Source organism: Acetobacter fallax (assembly GCF_011516735.1).
In the GTDB taxonomy this organism is placed as follows: Bacteria; Pseudomonadota; Alphaproteobacteria; order Acetobacterales; family Acetobacteraceae; genus Acetobacter; species Acetobacter fallax.
The window spans coordinates 71,866-88,078 of the sequence record NZ_WOSX01000014.1 but is presented as its reverse complement, the minus strand read 5'-3'; the positions used below and the strand labels follow the sequence as shown (position 1 = coordinate 88,078).

The 16,213-nt window shown below is 56.6% G+C and carries 15 protein-coding genes and 1 pseudogene; 9 read left to right on the top strand and 7 right to left on the bottom strand.

The genetic code is table 11. From position 1 onward, the window contains the following. Positions 1-99 (top strand): annotated as a pseudogene (locus GOB85_RS09200) (IS5/IS1182 family transposase); the annotation flags it as partial. A 969-nt stretch (positions 100-1,068) separates the two neighbouring features. On the opposite strand, the gene GOB85_RS09195 reads toward GOB85_RS09200, so the two are convergent. Then, positions 1,069-2,142, bottom strand: coding sequence for a glycosyltransferase (locus GOB85_RS09195; protein ID WP_173577189.1), 1,074 nt, complete (start codon positions 2,140-2,142; stop codon positions 1,069-1,071). 133 nt (positions 2,143-2,275) lie between these two features. After that, the gene (glf, locus tag GOB85_RS09190; RefSeq protein ID WP_173577190.1) at positions 2,276-3,427 is read right to left on the bottom strand and encodes a UDP-galactopyranose mutase; all 1,152 of its coding nucleotides are present in this window, start codon (positions 3,425-3,427) and stop codon (positions 2,276-2,278) included. A gap of 482 nt (positions 3,428-3,909) precedes the next feature. Here glf and GOB85_RS09185 point away from each other — a divergent pair, with 482 nt between their 5' ends. The 4 genes from GOB85_RS09185 to GOB85_RS09170 all read left to right on the top strand — a co-directional run bounded on the left by GOB85_RS09185 (position 3,910) and on the right by GOB85_RS09170 (position 6,724). Beyond that, positions 3,910-4,128: a hypothetical protein gene (locus GOB85_RS09185; protein ID WP_173577191.1), complete on the top strand. Its 219-nt coding sequence runs from the start codon at positions 3,910-3,912 to the stop codon at positions 4,126-4,128. Between the two features lie 59 nt (positions 4,129-4,187). Then, on the top strand, positions 4,188-4,682 hold the full coding sequence (locus GOB85_RS09180; protein ID WP_173577192.1) for a kinase inhibitor: 495 nt from the start codon (positions 4,188-4,190) through the stop codon (positions 4,680-4,682). 109 nt (positions 4,683-4,791) lie between these two features. Beyond that, positions 4,792-5,559, top strand: coding sequence for a DUF2076 domain-containing protein (locus GOB85_RS09175; protein ID WP_173577193.1), 768 nt, complete (start codon positions 4,792-4,794; stop codon positions 5,557-5,559). A 925-nt stretch (positions 5,560-6,484) separates the two neighbouring features. Further along, positions 6,485-6,724 carry a (2Fe-2S)-binding protein gene (locus GOB85_RS09170; protein ID WP_173577194.1) on the top strand — a complete coding sequence of 80 codons (240 nt, stop codon included), beginning with the start codon at positions 6,485-6,487 and terminating at the stop codon, positions 6,722-6,724. 110 nt (positions 6,725-6,834) lie between these two features. Here GOB85_RS09170 and GOB85_RS09165 read toward each other — a convergent pair whose 3' ends face one another. Both GOB85_RS09165 and guaD read right to left on the bottom strand, forming a co-directional pair. After that, a complete protein-coding gene (locus GOB85_RS09165) occupies positions 6,835-8,499 on the bottom strand; it encodes an OprO/OprP family phosphate-selective porin (protein WP_173577195.1) in 1,665 nt (554 codons plus the stop codon). 132 nt (positions 8,500-8,631) lie between these two features. Beyond that, positions 8,632-9,966 (bottom strand): guanine deaminase, encoded by a 1,335-nt coding sequence (guaD, locus tag GOB85_RS09160; RefSeq protein WP_173577196.1) that lies wholly within the window; start codon positions 9,964-9,966, stop codon positions 8,632-8,634. Positions 9,967-10,331: 365 nt separating this feature from the next. Here guaD and GOB85_RS09155 point away from each other — a divergent pair, with 365 nt between their 5' ends. After that, a complete protein-coding gene (locus GOB85_RS09155) occupies positions 10,332-11,261 on the top strand; it encodes an ion channel (protein ID WP_338421695.1) in 930 nt (309 codons plus the stop codon). Between the two features lie 581 nt (positions 11,262-11,842). Here GOB85_RS09155 and GOB85_RS09150 read toward each other — a convergent pair. The 3 genes from GOB85_RS09150 to GOB85_RS09140 all read right to left on the bottom strand — a co-directional run bounded on the left by GOB85_RS09150 (position 11,843) and on the right by GOB85_RS09140 (position 14,455). Further along, positions 11,843-13,600: a glycosyltransferase 61 family protein gene (locus GOB85_RS09150; protein WP_173577197.1), complete on the bottom strand. Its 1,758-nt coding sequence runs from the start codon at positions 13,598-13,600 to the stop codon at positions 11,843-11,845. Positions 13,601-13,733: 133 nt separating this feature from the next. Then, positions 13,734-14,165 carry an EVE domain-containing protein gene (locus GOB85_RS09145; protein ID WP_173577198.1) on the bottom strand — a complete coding sequence of 144 codons (432 nt, stop codon included), beginning with the start codon at positions 14,163-14,165 and terminating at the stop codon, positions 13,734-13,736. Then, a complete protein-coding gene (locus GOB85_RS09140; protein ID WP_173577199.1) occupies positions 14,162-14,455 on the bottom strand; it encodes a YciI family protein in 294 nt (97 codons plus the stop codon). Before GOB85_RS09140 ends, GOB85_RS09145 begins: the two co-directional genes overlap by 4 nt. 222 nt (positions 14,456-14,677) lie before the next feature. On the opposite strand from GOB85_RS09140, the gene GOB85_RS09135 reads away from it, so the two are divergent. The 3 genes from GOB85_RS09135 to ccmE are packed head-to-tail and all read left to right on the top strand — an operon-like array spanning position 14,678 to position 16,166. Next, a complete protein-coding gene (locus GOB85_RS09135) occupies positions 14,678-15,481 on the top strand; it encodes a heme ABC transporter permease (RefSeq protein ID WP_173577200.1) in 804 nt (267 codons plus the stop codon). Continuing rightward, positions 15,478-15,651, top strand: a complete 174-nt coding sequence (locus tag GOB85_RS09130; protein ID WP_173577201.1) for a hypothetical protein — start codon at positions 15,478-15,480, stop codon at positions 15,649-15,651. The genes GOB85_RS09135 and GOB85_RS09130 overlap by 4 nt, the downstream gene beginning before the upstream one ends. Next, positions 15,648-16,166, top strand: a complete 519-nt coding sequence (gene ccmE, locus GOB85_RS09125) for a cytochrome c maturation protein CcmE (RefSeq protein ID WP_173577202.1) — start codon at positions 15,648-15,650, stop codon at positions 16,164-16,166. The genes GOB85_RS09130 and ccmE overlap by 4 nt, the downstream gene beginning before the upstream one ends. Positions 16,167-16,213 lie beyond the last annotated feature (47 nt).

Genomic DNA, 16,213 nt, shown 5'->3' with positions numbered 1-16,213 from the left:
ACGAAGGATGTCGAGACAACAATCTCGTCATCCTGCGCATGGTTGATGATTGCCCATATCCGCAGAGTTCTGCGAAAAATCAATCAAACCGCTTTCTGATTCAGGCTCTTAAAAGCTCCATCCTGCTTTCGCGTCCGGCGAAGGTGATCAGTATTGTTTTGCTCACGGATTGCAACCCCAGATTGTTTTACGCTCGTTTGATATCTGCACAGGATACACGGATTAATAAAACAGACCATGCCTCCGGAGTATCATCGATTATAAATTAGATGTTTAGTCGCATCGTTTGATGGTGAGTGTTTTCCAGAATATTGATGGTTCTTTTCCTCGTGACTGGCACAGAAAATCGTATGAAATGAACTTCAATGCCATAGAGGCTGCTGAAACTGCCCCGGCGTCGCCACAAACTACAATGCGTCAGATTCCGAGGGTCTGGCCTTTGACCTGTGTGAGGCCGGGAGGTGCAGGACTGACAGTGCTCTGCCCTGGAACCCGGCAAAGGCTTGCTTTTGTAAAGGCTCTGTTGTCGTTGCGTGTTAATCTGTGATTTTTCAAATGGTTAGAAGAATCCGGGCTCTGCCCGAACCCGGCAGGGACCGTCACGCGAAGGCGTGCTGCGCACGACGGCCCCTGCACCCCTATTGATGAATAATAAAATGGTTTCCAAAGGTCTGTGACCTTTGGTGGGTTCCAGGGCAAAGCCCTGGGAAGAAGCCAACACTTAACGACAACAGAGCCTTTGAAACCCATTTTATTGAACAGATCGGGGCGCAGGGGCCTGCGATCCCTTCCGGGTCCGGGCTTGAGCCCGGATACTCTCATCCACAGGTCAATCTTCACAGCCGCTGGTATTATTATGCTTCCAATCAAAGAAGGCTGACTTCAGGACGGTTTCAAAGCATATCTGCAGGCCCGGAGATTAATCTGCCCCGGCCTTATAATTCGCAAACGGTCCCGAAGCGCTGTTGTCGCGATTCCTCGCATGGCTTTGACGCAGAGACCTCTGGCGAAACCGGCTTATGCACCAGCCTTTCCGCCAGGAAACATCAGCATTGCAATTACGGAAAATTACACAAGTTGATGAGTAATTCTAACATATTCGTCAACGTAAGTCTCACTATTCAGAGAGCTACGCATATAGTCCTGCATATTCTTTACCATTTTTCCACGTCTTTCTTTGTCCTGCAGGAGATCCTGTACAGCTTTGGTCAAAGCTTCAGGATCATCCGGCGGAACAAAATAAACCATATCATCCGCGAAATAATCTCTGAGACCTCCGGTATCTGTCACAATACAGGGCACTCCCATCACGCCGGCTTCTTCTACGACCGTCAGGCCGCTCACGTAGTTATTTCGCTTTAAAGGCACAATGATAAGAATAGCTTTCGCGTAAAAAGCAGCCATATCATCATTTGTTTTGAGTCCGGCGATTTCCATATTCACGTGTTTGCTCGCGATCGCAATCGCGGATGCATTCTGTGTCGCCAGAAGAAATTTTGTATTCATCATTTGGGATGCGCAACCGGCCAGTGTCGTCCAGTCCCGACTGCGGTCATTGCCTACAGCAATGATATTTCCGACATCTTTTGCGACATAGGGGACCATTTCGTCACAGCGGATTCCAAATTTTGTGAATTCCACGCGATTACCCGGAAACATCCTCCGTGCGATGTCTGAGTTAATCTTGCTGTTGAACGTCAGTACATCAACATCCTTCAGCAACCACCGATAAAATTTTTGCCGAAGCCTGTTATGGGGCCATTTGTCAATCAGCCATACGCTTTGCCCGATGACTTTGATCCGGTTCAGATGCAACAGTTTCTTTAGCAGCATGACACCCAGAGTCTGGGATTCGTTATAGGTCCAAACCACATCAGTTCCGGATGTGATCTGTTTTCGGTTTCGCCATACCTGTATAAAATCGAAGCCCAAAATAAGTCTTGCTATGTACCGGACTGATTTTTCAAATAAATTTTCTTTAGCGATGTCTTCTGAATATGTAACTTTGATATTATCAGATGCTCCACGGTAATATCCATAAGCATAGGGTTCGTTAGTTCCAAGAATTTTTCCATTGCGAAATTTTTCATTCCAGTTCCTAGCACCATAACCGTAACTCAACTGGACAAATACGTTGATCATCACCACCTCATACCAAAGTAATTTTATATCGAAACAGCCCGGTGCCGGACTTCAGGAAATTTTCAGACAGATCCCGAAATCCGAATCAGCAGAGCTGGATGATTTTCGCCCACCCAGGCTGCGGGTGAAACGTTCAGCCCGGATCGACAAAGAAAGACGGCAATTCCGGTATGGAAGCCTGGAGAGCACTGTCGATTTTATTGCAGGCCGCCAGCGCCTCGCTGATGGTCACGTCCATGTCAAGATACCGATAGGTGCCCAGGCGCCCAAGAAAGGAAACACCCTTCTGTTCGCGTGCAAGTGCAATATAGCTGTCGAGCATACGTTTTTCGCTCACAAGACGGATCGGATAATAAGGTATGTCATTTTCACCTGCCAGACGGCTGTATTCACGGAAACAGACCGTCTTTGAGAACCTGTCCTGTTCCCATGGCGCGAAATGCTTATGTTCGGATATGCGGGTGAACGGAATCTGCTCGTCACAGTAGTTGATGACTGCTGTTCCCTGATGGTCTCCATCGTCAGTGAACCGCTCGAAGTCGAGTGTCCTGTAGCCAAGTCGGCCGAGCCTGAACCTGAAGTAGCGATCGATCGGGCCTGTATAAAAAGTATGTGTGAACTTCTCTTCAACACTCTCGAAGGGGCAGGACAGACGGAGATCAATACCATCTACGTCCAGAATTTTCCGGATGACAGAGGTGTAGCCTTCCTCCGGCATCCCCTGGTACGGATGGCTAAAATAATTGTCATCGTAATTGAAACGCAAAGGCAGACGCTTGAGGATAGAAGCGGGAAGTTCCGTCGGCTCCAGCCCCCACTGCTTGCGCGTGTAGCCATAGAAGAAGGCACGATAGAGTTCCGGACCGATCATGCTGAGCGCCTGTTCCTCAAAGGAGCGGGGGTCAGTGATGGATTTATCAGCTTTTGAATCGATGAAGGCCCGGGCTTCTTTCGGCCCCATGGTGGTACCGAAAAACTGGTTGATAGTGAGCAGATTGACCGGGAGTGTGTAGACGCGCCCGCCTGAGATGGCCTTGACGCGATTGACATAGGGCTGAAATGTTCCGAAGCGTCTGACGTAGTCCCAGGCGTGCTGATCAGCAGTGTGAAAAATGTGAGGGCCATAGCGGTGTACCATCACGCCGGTTTCCGCATCACGTTCAGTGTGACAGTTGCCACCAAGATGCGGACGCTCATCCAGAAGCGTCACTTTGTGCCCGCGTTCAGCGAGATGACGAGCGATAATGGCTCCGCTGAAGCCGGCCCCCACGACGCAAAAAGACATTGCAACTTCTCCCATGCAACAATACAGAATCAATATTTCTTGTATTAATACATGAATAATTTTTTTTGATAAGTGATCATCAGATGGATTTCGATATTATGATTTTCATAATGTCCGTTTATGCGATACCCACAGAGAATCCGGTAACCTGATCCACGCAAACAGGCAGAGCAGTTTCATCCCCTCACCTTTCACCATGTTGCCCAGTCCTTTCAATGCCCGGTGACAAAAAAGCCCTGGTCTCAAATCACAGGCAGCGGCTCCTGTTTCATACAATTTCCCATCAGGAAGCCCATCTCGGGTATTTCGCCAGAAAAACATACCAGTTCAGGGGAAGCACACCTCACAACAGCTCTCGAGGCAACCCTTTTCCCAGCCAGGCACGCCGACCCGCAATTCCCTTTCCGGGGTTGAACCTCCCGGCGCACAGGGCCATTTTCTCCGGCAGACGGACTATTCCGGATCGTAAAAAAGGAAACTCTATGTCCTATGCCCTGCTCGACGCCGCGCGCGTCGCAAAAGCAGCCAAAACCTCGCTTGACGTGCTGAAATCAGCCAGTGAATCTTCAGAAGCGCACCAGCGCAAGATGATCATGGTCGAGCGCATCGCCGCTCTGGCCAGCGCTGCCGCCGAATCGCCATCAAATGATGGCGTCACCCTCACCTCCGAGGAATTCTGGCTCATCAGCCTGAACTGGTAAGTACGGACCGCGTTTCACGCAGGAGCGCACTTCCACGAAAGAGAAAGGAACAGAGTGCCATGGCGTTCACCCTGACCAGCACAGCCTTCGTCAATGGCGCGACCATGCCGCAGGCGCAGGTTTATTCCGGTATGGGCGAGACAGGCGGCAATCTGTCTCCTCCTCTGGCGTGGAAAGACGCACCCGCCGGGACAAAGAGCTTCGTCGTCACGCTCTATGACCCCGATGCCCCGACCGGCTCCGGCTGGTGGCACTGGGTCGTCATCAACATCCCGGCAGGCATAACTGCCCTGCCTGAAGGCGCCGGATCGGGTAAAGGCGGCCTCCCCGAGGGCGCCCTGCAACTCCGCACCGATTTCGGCGTCCCCGGTTACGGTGGCGCAGCTCCGCCACCCGGACGCGTACACCGTTACATCCTGACGGTGACAGCTCTTGATGTGCCGAAACTCGATGTCCCGGCGGAAGCAACACCCGCTATGATCGGTTTCATGCTGAACCAGCATCACCTGGCCTCCGCGCAGATCACCGTTCTCTACGGACACGACAGAAAATAGGCCTGTCCCGGCGATAGCCGGGCAATATGGGGCAGCCTTGCGATTTGCATCACTTGTCCCCACACTATGATGTGAGCTGATTTTTCACGGCCTTGAGGGGTTAAGCAGGATGACCAACGAAGAACGCGATCTGATCGCCAAATTCATCGCCCGGGTTGGCGGCGCGCCTCAGTCCGGTTTCGGCAGCGTGCCAGCCACAAGCCCGTCTCTGCCGCCAGTCGACCCGCAGGCAGACCAGTTCATCGCCGAAAACTTCCAGAAATACCCGGAAGCCCGTTATCGGATCACCCAGATGGCCGTGGTCCAGGAAGCTGGTCTGGTTGAGGCGCAGAACCGCATCCGTGAACTTCAGTTCCAGCTTCAGCAGGCCCAGCAGGCGCTCCAGCAGCAGTCGCAGCAGAAACCTGCCGGTGGCGGCTTTCTCGGCGGCCTTTTTGGTGGTGGTCAGCAGCAGCGCCCCCAGAACGCCCCCCCTCCGGGCTGGGGCGGACAGCAGGGCTACGCACAGCCGCCACAGATGCAGCCAATGCCTCCTGGCTTCCAGCCCGGCATGTTTCAGCAGCGCGGCACTGGTTTCCTTGGCTCAGCGCTCACTACAGCGGCCGGCGTCGCGGGCGGCATGATGGCGGCCAATGCACTGACCGATCTCTTCAGTGGCCATCACGGTGGAGCCGACGCTGGCGGCTGGGGCACGGGTGCGCCAGGCGAAACTATTATCAACAACAATTACGGCACCGATCCGTCCGCGTCGTCGGACCCGTTCGCAGGTCAGGGCACGGCAGTTGATCCGGGCTTCGACGCCGGCGGTGGCTCAGGTGGTGACTGGGGCGGCGGCGGTGACGACTGGGGCGGTGGCGGCGATGACCAGTCGTTCTAAGACTGAAGCATTTTCGCAATGATCAGGATTCTGCTCTGACCATTGCCTGAACTGGCGACGCTGCCCGGTGGACGGGATGCGTCGTTTTTTCTGAAAAAATGTGGCTGCCGACGAGCTGCCAGGACCGCATGTGACGCCTGTGGATAACAGTGAGGCAGTAGTCACGCATTCAGATGTTCACAGAACGATCAGGGCAGTGCAGTGCAACCCAGGCATTGAGTTAAACCGCTGTGACGTAGCCCAAAGCGGGGTTTTGCTCCGTTTTCCGGCGAAGGCGCGCCTTTGTAAAAGCTCTGTTCGCGTGTCAGGTGCCGGCACCTTCTCAGGGCTTTGCCCTGGAACGCGCCAAAGGTCGCAGACCTTTGGAAAGGCTCTGTTGTCATTAAGTGTTGATCTGTGATTTTTCAAATGGTTAGCAGAATCCAGGCTCTGCCCGAACCCGGCAGGGACCGTCACGCGAAGGCGTGCTGCGCACGACGGCCCCTGCACCCTGATTGATGAATAATAAAATGGTTTCCAAAGGGCTGCGACCTTTGACGGGTTCCAGGGCAAAGCCCTGGGAAGAAGCCAACACTTAATGACAACAGAGCCTTTGCAAACCCGCTTATTTGTCCAAAACAGACAGGAGTGAAGGGGGCCGCGACTCCTTTCGGGTTCAGCCAGAGTCCACTTCACTGTCGGCTTTAACTCAGTGCCTGTGGGCGCGCTTCCATGCTCTGAGATCTCACATGCAAGGTCGCAGACCTTCTTTCAATCCACTCACTATCAGAAAAAACCGGATGCAAATCTGCCGCTTTCGTGGCTCTGAGGACAGAATTCCGAGGGTTGCCTTCTGTCACCTGACAGCATCGTGTTGAGAATAGTATTGCGAAGCGTTCGCATTTATGGTTCTTTGGCGCGTCCTGAGTAGGCAAGAGGCGTTCGGATGTTCATCTGCTCCTGTAACGGTTTGACGGATAAAGATATTCACGCTGCGGTCGACGCAGGGGCGACGCGCCCGCAGGAAGTTTATGCTGCTAAGAAGTGCCGGGCAAAGTGCGGTAACTGCGTGCCGGGCGTTGTCTGCATGCTCCGCCAGGCGTTGCGGGACCAGAAAGCACTCACTGCCGCTCTGCGGAATGTTGGCGAGATGTCGGACAGGGGAACGATGCAGGCTGTAGCCTGACGGAAAACAGCGCTCGCGGTGCCCCGGAGCGCTGTCTGGTCTGTTTCGGGAAATTTCGTCGCTTAAATTTCCCGAAAATCAACTTCCGAAGTAAGTAGTAACCTGTTTCCTCAGAATGTTGCCTGGACGCGGGCAGCAAGAGAGTTTCCGTTTCTTCCGAAGATATCGACAGAGCCATCGTTGCTGTTGCGGCTGACAATGAAGTGGTTGAAGTCCACCATTACGCGGAAATGCCGGTTCGGATACCAGTTCAGACCGCCGGACCAGACTGTCTGCTGGCCACCACGAAGACCATTCGGGCTGTCAGGATGACTGTTAAGATCTGAGACGCTGTAACGCCCGGACACTTCAAGCGCTCCCCAGTGCCCTGTTGCCGGGTTGAATTCCTCGGACTCAGGCACGCCAGGTGCGGAAAACGCGCCCTCTTTGATGTTATAGGCACGGGCTTTGCCGAACAGGGTGTAGTTCGCAGCAGCATACCAGCCCTGGAAGCCGAGCGACGGCATGGAGGCGCCGCCGTTCTGACGGGAGCGATCAACACCAATGTGGTAGTATTCGCCCTTAAGCAGCAGGTTTCTCCAGCGAAGACCGGCTTCCGGCCCCGCTGCCCACACATTCGCGACGTTTGTAATGGTGCCTGTAGAGAGCAGGCTGTCCTCTCCGAGATTAACTTCCGGACGCTGGCTCAGCTTGAACGTGCGACCACCTGTGCCGTCACTTGGCCTGATAGCTGACAAAGCTGATACACCGAGATGCAGATCCCAGTTTTTGGTCGCGACCGGACGCCCTGCGGCCCGGAATGTTGCGCCGGTCTGGCTGTCACCGACATTGCCGTCACCACCGTAATAGCCGCTGGCGTTCCGGCCACCGAACTGCTGCCCGGTGAAGTAAGCAGCAACCCACCAGCGTTTTTCGTAGTGCAGGCCGCCGATTGAGAACCTGGCGTCGCCAGCGGCGATGCTGCGTGCGATATCGGTGATACCCGGACGTTCCATCATTTCGAAGTCGTTGGAACTCTCGGAGTCTTCTTCCGTCACGCGCGGCTGGAAATAGCCGACCGTCAGAATCGTGTTTTTCAGACCGGCATAGTTGAGGTTGGCTTCATAGAGCCCGACCACACCGTCATTGTTGCTGCCCGCAAAGTCAGGTGTGACGTTTGCAACCCAGTTTTTGTAGCGCCACGTCAGCGGCACACGCAGGCGACGGGCATTGGAAGTGAAGGAATTGAATTTCCCCTTCTGTTCACTACCCCGTGGCGCGACACCGATAAACCCGCCGAAATCCTCATGGAAGGCGAGACCGATCGAAAAGGCATATTTGCCGTCTTCGGACTGGATCGTCGGGCGACCGTTGGGGAAGCCGATCCGCATGCCGCCGACATGAACTTCCTCGCTGTCTCTGGAGGAATGCTGGAAATCCTGCCATGAGCTGACGATGCCACGATCCGAGACGGGACGTCCGTCACCGGAAGCATGATACGTCGCGGTCCGTGTAGGCTGTCCGAACTGAATGCCGGCATCCGGCCTGCCGCTGTAGTTCGGCTCGACAGGCGTGGCCGATGTGACGGCATGGCGTCCCCCGACGACCTTCTGATGCGGCTGTTTATGCAGCTCCGTGCGCATCATGGTCATTTCATGACGCATCTCAGCCATTTCACGACGAAGTTCAACAACTTCCGCGTCAGTGGTGGAAGCGCTCGCAGGAGACACACTGAAGAGAGGGATGCTCGTCAGCATGGTGACAGAAAGAAGTAGAAAACGGGTTTTTACAGGCATCGACCTCTGTCCGGCGCGGTTGGATGACAGCCTGTTAAGCTGTTACGACGCCGAACGGGGTTAAGCTTGGGTGACAGTGTTATGTCGGTTTTATGACACTCCGTTTTCTCCGGTTTTCAGCCGGAAATGCTATCAGGCAAACATGTCGCCATCACGGTCATACACGCGTGCGCCGTTCGCCCAGGTAGCCCGCACGCAACGCTCATCTCCCAGGGTCATCAGTACAAAGAGCAGCTCCTCCAGGCTCTCGCAGCGTTCCGTGCGATACGCCAGAAGCGGGGTCGCGCGGGGATCGAGAATACAGAGATCTGCCTCGAAACCCGGTGCGATTGTCCCGATCGTATCGTCGAGATGCAGGGAATGCGCCGCTCCGGCAGTGGCGAGCCAGAGAGCCTGGGCCGCATGCAGGCGGTGGCCGGTCATCAGCGCAACCTTGTAGGCCTCGCCCATGGTGCGGAGCTGAGAGAGCGATGTGCCCGCACCGACATCCGTTCCCAGACCCACCCGCACCGGGCGACGCGGATTCAGCGCATCGAACAGGCGAAAAGCACCGCTTCCGAGAAAGAGATTCGATGTCGGGCAATGTGCCAGAGCAGCACCGCTTTCATGACAGCGGCAGAATTCGGTCTCGCCAACATGAATGGCATGACCAAAAATACTGCGTGGCCCGACGAGACCGGCATGGTCGTAAACATCGAGATAAGATGAGCGTTCAGGGTAAAGGTGACGAACGGCCTCGATTTCGTCAGTGTTTTCGGCAAGGTGGGTCTGCATGAAAACGCCAGGATGATGACGGAGCAGATCACCGGCGGCCTCAAGCTGTTCCGGTGTGCTGGTGATCGCAAAGCGCGGTGTCACAGCATAAAGCTGGCGGCCCTTGCCGTGCCAGCGCCCGATCAGCCGTACCGAATCGTCATAACCCTCTTTGACGGTGTCACGCAGATTATCAGGTGCGTTCCGGTCCATCAGCACCTTGCCCGCAATCATTCGCGTGCCGATCCGATCTGATTCGGCAAGAAAGGCATCCACAGAATGGGCGTGAACCGTGCAGTAAACCGCAGCGGTGGTGGTGCCGGAGCGCAGAAGCTCAGTCATGAAGCGCTTCGCGGTGTCTTTTGCGACTACCGGGTCCGCGAACGCGGCCTCAGCCGGAAAAACGTAACGCTCCAGCCATTCCAGAAGCTGCTCGCCCCAGGAGGCAATGACGGGAAGCTGCGGATAATGGACGTGCGTGTCGATGAAACCGGCTGAAATCAGCGAGTCACCATAGTCAACGATGTCGGTATCGGCAGGCAGCGTATCACGCAGGGTTGTGGCCGGACCGACCGCGCTGATTTTTCCGTCCGCGATCAGAACCAGCCCGTCTTCTTCGATCACAAGGCTGTCGGAGGGAGAAACATCGAAAGGACTGGCGCGAAATGTGACGACACGGCCTCGGAGCGCGACTGATCGGGACTGGGTTTTCACGGCTGGCGTGCTCCAAAAGAAAAAAGCTGCGTGTCAGCAGGCAGGGAAAAGACACGATGTGTTGAATCCTGCCTGTTAACCTGAACAAACGCGGGTGTTCCATGCATAAACGACCCGTGGTCGTCATTTTATCCGCCGCTTATTGGAAGGACGACTAAAAGCAGGCCCGTCCGGAGAGGTTCTGCAGAGCGACGGGAGAGGATGCGGTGAAACGGATCTGGCGGCGTCTGAATACGCAGCAGGCATCAGCCCATGGAAAGACATGGGGACAGACAGATGAGCCGGACGACAATCCTGCGGAACCGGCAGAGCCGGAAGATGAAAAGCTCGGCGCTGACGACAGAAAGGGAAAGAAAGCCCGGTCGATCAGCACAAAGGAGGCAGTGCGCCGGTTCAGAAAGCATGCGCTGGACGAAAAAGATCACAGTGATGTCGTCCGGGTCGGCCTGAAAGATGCCCTGTGGTCAGATCTTTATCATCATGCTCTGACCGCCAACTGGTTCAGTTTCACCCTGTGGGCGGTCGTTTTCTACATTGCGGTCAATCTGTTCTTTGCGCTGCTCTACGCAATGGTCCCCGATCAGGTTTCAGCGCCACATCCGCCGTCCCTGCCCGATCTGTTCTTTTTCAGCGTGCAGACACTCTCTACCGTGGGGTATGGCGTCATGGCGCCGTCAGGCCCGGTGGCGAACACGATCGTCTCGCTGGAAGTGCTGATGGGCATGATGATCAACGCCCTTGCCACGGGCGCGGTCTTTGCCAGGATCGCCCGGCCGCGGGCACGAATCATCTTCAGCAATAAAGCCGTGATCTCGGATGAAAACGGTGTGCCTGCACTGTGTATCCGCATCGCGAACTGCCGTCGGAGTGTGATCCTGTCACTGGACGTGGAGGTCGCGCTCTCGCGGCTGACAGTGACGCATGACGGACATCTCGAACGGCAGTTCGAACCGCTGTTACTTGTGCAGGCGCATGTGCCGGTGCTGCGCTTCGCCTTCGTTCTGGCGCATGTCATCACCGAAGCCAGTCCGCTGCATAAGCACACGATCCGGGAACTGGATGCGGAAGAAGGTGAGATCATCGTGACCGTGACCGGCACAGACGAGGCGATGGGTCAGACCGTATTCTCCCGGACATCCTACGCATTTGATCGTGTCATGAATAATCATCGCTTCGTCGATATCGTTCATAGCCATCCGGGTGGCGGAATTTCCGTCGACTACTCCCGTTTTCACGACATCGAGACCCATGCGCCAAAAGCCGGAGCAACAAAGGAGCCGGTACATCCGGCGTAAGGGTTGTTTCATAGTACCGGCGGTTATGAAGATTGACCTGTGGCCGGGAGCATCCGGGCTCTGCGCCCCGATCTGTTGACTAATTAAAAGTGGTTGCCAAAGGCTCTGTTGTCATTAAGTGTTGGCTTCTTCTCAGGGCTTTGCCCTGAAACCCACCAAAGGTCACAGACCTTTGGGAACCATTTTATTATTAATCAATCGGGGTGCAGGGGCCTGCGGTCCCTGCCGGGTTCGGGCAGAGCCCGGATTCTGCTAACCCTTTGAAAAATCAAAGATCAACACGTAACAACAACATAGCCTTTCCAAAGGTCTGAGGCCTTTGGTGGGTTTCAGGGCAAAGCCCTGCCAGCCCCACACCCATCAAACCTTACACCGGTCAAAGAACAGACCCTCTGGTATAATACCAGCCAGCATTGAGGCTGATACACGGAAAGAGAGCCCCGGGGCTCCGCCCCGTACCCCGCCAAAGGTCGCAGGCCTTTGGAATCCGCTTTATTGGTCAACAGATCGGGGTGAAGGGGCCTGCGGTCCCTTCCGGGTGCGGGCAGAGCCCGGCCTCTCCTGCAGGTCGGGATCAGAGTTCAGAAAGCATCGTCAGGCAACAACCCGGAAAGCGGTCCCTCCAACCGGGGCGCAGATGATGTGTCGTCGCTAACCGGCACGCCATAGACTTCGACCTGTTCCAGACTCAGGCAGTCCCGGCTTTCAAGAAATACGCGCACCCAACGCGCCGCCACAGCAGTCCGGCCTTTGCGATCAGTCTTCGGATCCCGGAAATTATCTGCCTGCCAGCAGAGCGCATTCCCGTCATTACCGCCAAACACGCCGTGATCCGCCGGCGTCATGAGAATGCGCCATGAATTGCCGTCCAGCGAGACCGCAATGCTCAGCGCCGCAACGCGCGCCATCACCTCGGTCGTGCCCATCCGGTTGAAGACCCGGATTTCACGCAATCTGAACGGACTGCCAAGATCAACCTGCCACCAGGGCCTGTCTTCCAGCTTTGTCTGGAACCAGTTCTTTCCGTCAACAACGCCACTGACGCCCCGCGCGGCTTCGCGTTCCGGTGTGGGCTCGGTCGACCAGACCGAAACGGAGCTTTGCATGGCCGGTCGACCGGAAGCGATATTCGGAAGCTCCGCAGTATCGGACTGTATTGTCTCTCTGCGAAGATTGGGATGACTGAACTGCCCGGTGAGGCAGGCGCGGAAAGACTCTGCTTCGAATCCGACGCCTGAGGGGTCGTCCGGAATGGACGTGCCGAATATATAACCTGTGATCTGACCGAGGCGCTCGCCAATGCCCGATTGCAGGGCGTCGAATGCCACGGGTGGCTGCGCATGAATGGCGGCGACCCGCAGGCCCGGCCGGCTGAAGATCGAAGAATGAAGAGCCGAACCATAAGAGCCGACGACTTCGCGTGCCCCCCGAAACAGGGAGACCTGCTCAGGAATGGACAGCAATTCAGGTCGTAAGACGGTGAAATTCTGTTCGCGTGCGATGTCTTCGGCCTGCTCAAGCCCGTAGAGCTTCCGACCAAACTGCGCGCCTCGTGTAATGTACACGCGCCGCAGAGAAGAGGGGGGCACCAGCCCTGTCTGGTCGATCATCTCGTTGATGGTTGCAACAGCGTCCGCATACATCGGGTGACAGCGGCCGGACAGTCGCATCGCTGTCGGGACGATCAGCGTCCTGCACTGAAGGACTTCTTTATCGGGATCGTGGCGCAGAATCTGTTCATCACCGAGACCCATGACCCGCAATAAATCCCGCCCGAACGCTCCCATATTCGTCGGGAGAAGAATCCGCACGTCCTTCAGGCTGATCCCGGCAAGGGCAAGAAGATGGAATTTGGGCAGGAAGTCCACCATCCAGTGGCCATAGATCTGGTGACCATTCGTAGCCAGCAGAACGACCGGATCATCGACAGCGCGGACGACACGGTTTCCGGCTTCCCGCTCAGCACTATCTTCACTGAAGCGTGCGACGGACGCCTCATCTTCAGGATTAAGCGCGATATCGCCGCATTTCAGTCGGATGCCGTTCTGAACAAGCAACGCGCCGGTCTGAAACCAGGGACCGATCACCGTGACATCATGCAAACCGTAAACATAAATATGCGGCATGACGTCCTGGCCGCGAAAATAATCAAGAGACTCCGCGGAACAGTCGCCATAAAGAAATGCCGGATCGGGCCGCGGGCGGCGAAGGCCGTCAGCCAGCACCAGACATTCGGCGGCCGGCGGCTTTGTCGTGCGGGGCGGCCGCGTGCCAAAATGAATCATGGCGCGTCCGGCGACCTCGCGGATGTCGGCCACCCCAATGAAATCTTCCGTCACGTGGACCTCTCTGCCGGTTGTTGCGAAGCTGCTCAGGACGCAGTCTGCACCGTGCCATTCAGTACAGAATACAGATGCAGAAACTCTTTCTGTGACGCTTCGCAGAACACATCACCTGGTTCAGACCGATGGCTCAGGACTGCCAGCCGCCCATCTGGCAGAGCTGTTTCCAGTGCTCGGATGAGACCGGAACGACAGATAGCCGGGACTGGCGTACGAGAGCGAGATCAGCAAGCGTGGACTCGGCTTTGATCTCAGCCAGTGTCACCGGACGCGGCATCGGCCCGACGGCTTTCACGTCAACGCAGACCCATGAGCCGTTTTCCGCCGTCGGGTCAGGATAGGCCTCGCGTGCGATCTCGACCACGCCGACGATCTCCCGCCCCTGGTTGGAATGGTAAAAGAAGGCCAGATCGCCTTCTTTCATGGCGGCAAGATTCTTTTTTGCCTGATGATTCCGCACCCCGGTCCAGGGCTCGACATCATTGGCAACCTGTTCGTCCCAGGAGAAAGCATCGGGTTCGGATTTGACCAGCCAGTAGCAACGTGCGGCGGAACGGCTCATTCGGCCAGAGTTCCGTCACGGAATACGGTGCGCAGCGGGCGAATCACGACGCTTTCGAACAGACCGACCTTCGCGTAAGGATCGCTTTCGGCAAATCCTTCGGCCGTGGCCCGGTCAGGCACATCGATAAGCAGCATGCTTCCGCCTGGTTTGCCGTCAGCACCCATCATCGGGCCGGCGAACTGAATCTGTGAGGCATAGGTTTTCAGATAAGCCAGATGTTGTCCGCGTGTGGCGGAACGGATTTCAAACAGGCCGGGTTTGTCGGTGCAGATAATGGCGAACAGCATGGAAGGCTCCGTCTTGAGATCAGGGAGGGCCGCCTATGCGCCAGGCGACCCGTGCCAAACACTCCATGATAGTGTAGGAGAACCCTCCGCACGACCCCCCGGCTCCGTTCACGTTCCGTCTTTCGCGCATGCAGGCGGTGTGTCACAGAATGGTACGTTATATCGGGGCATTACTCTAACGGTAACGGGCGTTCTCTCTCGCCCAGGCAGGAACGACAGATTTTGAGCGCGACGCCGACACTGACAGAGCGGGCAGGAGCCCTGTTTCACCGCTATGCCAATCCCGGTCGTTTTCTGCGTCTGGGGGTGAAACTGCAACCCTGGCTGACCTGGCCTGCTCTGATTCTGAGCGTGACCGGTCTTGTCTGGGGGCTGTTTTTCTCTCCGGCGGACTGGCAACAGGGCGATTCCGTGCGGATCATGTATGTACATGTTCCCTGCGCCTGGCTCGCCTCCTCCGGCTATTTCGCGCTGGCCGTCTGCTCAGTGCTGTCCCTGGTCTGGCGCCATCCGCTGGCCGATCTGGCCGCTGTGGAAATTGGTCCCGTTGGTGCCTGCGTGACAGCGACGTGCCTTGCCACCGGCTCCCTCTGGGGCAAGCCGATGTGGGGCACCTGGTGGGTCTGGGACGCGCGTCTGACTTCGGTGCTGGTCCTCTTCTTTCTTTATCTCGGCCACATCGCCCTGATCCGCGGCTTCGATGACCCGCAGCGAGGCTACCGCGCCGCCGCGATCCTTGCCCTCGCCGGGGCGGTCGATCTGCCGATCATCAAGTTCAGTGTGCAGTGGTGGAACACCCTGCACCAGCCAGACAGCATCACGCTGCGTGGAGCGCCGACCATGTCTCACGCCATGCTGTGGCCGCTCCTGGTCTGCACGCTCGGTTTCACGCTGGGATTTGCCGCGATCGTCGTAGCGAGACTGAGGGCCGGAGTGATGGAGAGCCGGATACGCAGTCTGCTGTCCAGCCCGCGCAGAAATGGCGAGGCTGATACCAGCGGTGCCGTCGGGGAGTACGCGGCATGACGCACCTGCCTTATATTATTACCTCATACGGTCTCGCGATCGGGCTGGCGCTGTTTCTCTCGATCGGAGCGGCGCTTCGGCTCCGTCGGGACCGTGCGCGTCTCGCGGCACTTGAAGCGACACGCGGAGCTGGCCGGGCACGCGGAACCGGCCAGGGAGAGACGGCATGAAGCGCAAGACCCGTCGTCTGTGGCTCGTGATCACCTGCGTGGCTGCCCTCGGAACTGCTGCGGGCCTCACGCTTTCAGCGTTTTCCTCCAATATCCAGCTTTTCATGACTCCGTCTCAACTGAACGCCAAACCGCCTCCGGCTGACCGGACTGTTCGCCTTGGCGGCATGGTTGTGGCCGGTTCCGTGAAGCGGGACCGTAAAGGCGATACCCCGATCAACCGGTTTGACGTGACTGACGGGCAGTCCGCCGTCACGGTGAGTTTTGAAGGCATTCTGCCGGATCTGTTCCGCGAGGGGCAAAGCGTGGTGGCCGTCGGCTCGATGGCTCCTGGCGGCGGGTTCATGGCATCCGAAGTGCTGGCCAAGCATGATGAGACATACATGCCTAAAGAAGTGGCCGAAGCGTTGCAGAAATCCGGTAAGTGGGACCCGAAATTCGGGCCGCCGCCGAATGCGGCGAGCTGGAACGCGATGACGCAGAAGCAGGCATCCGCGTCGGTGCAGGGTAAATAAGAGTGATGACTGAGACCGTATTTGTGACGACCGGGCGGGACGTCTGC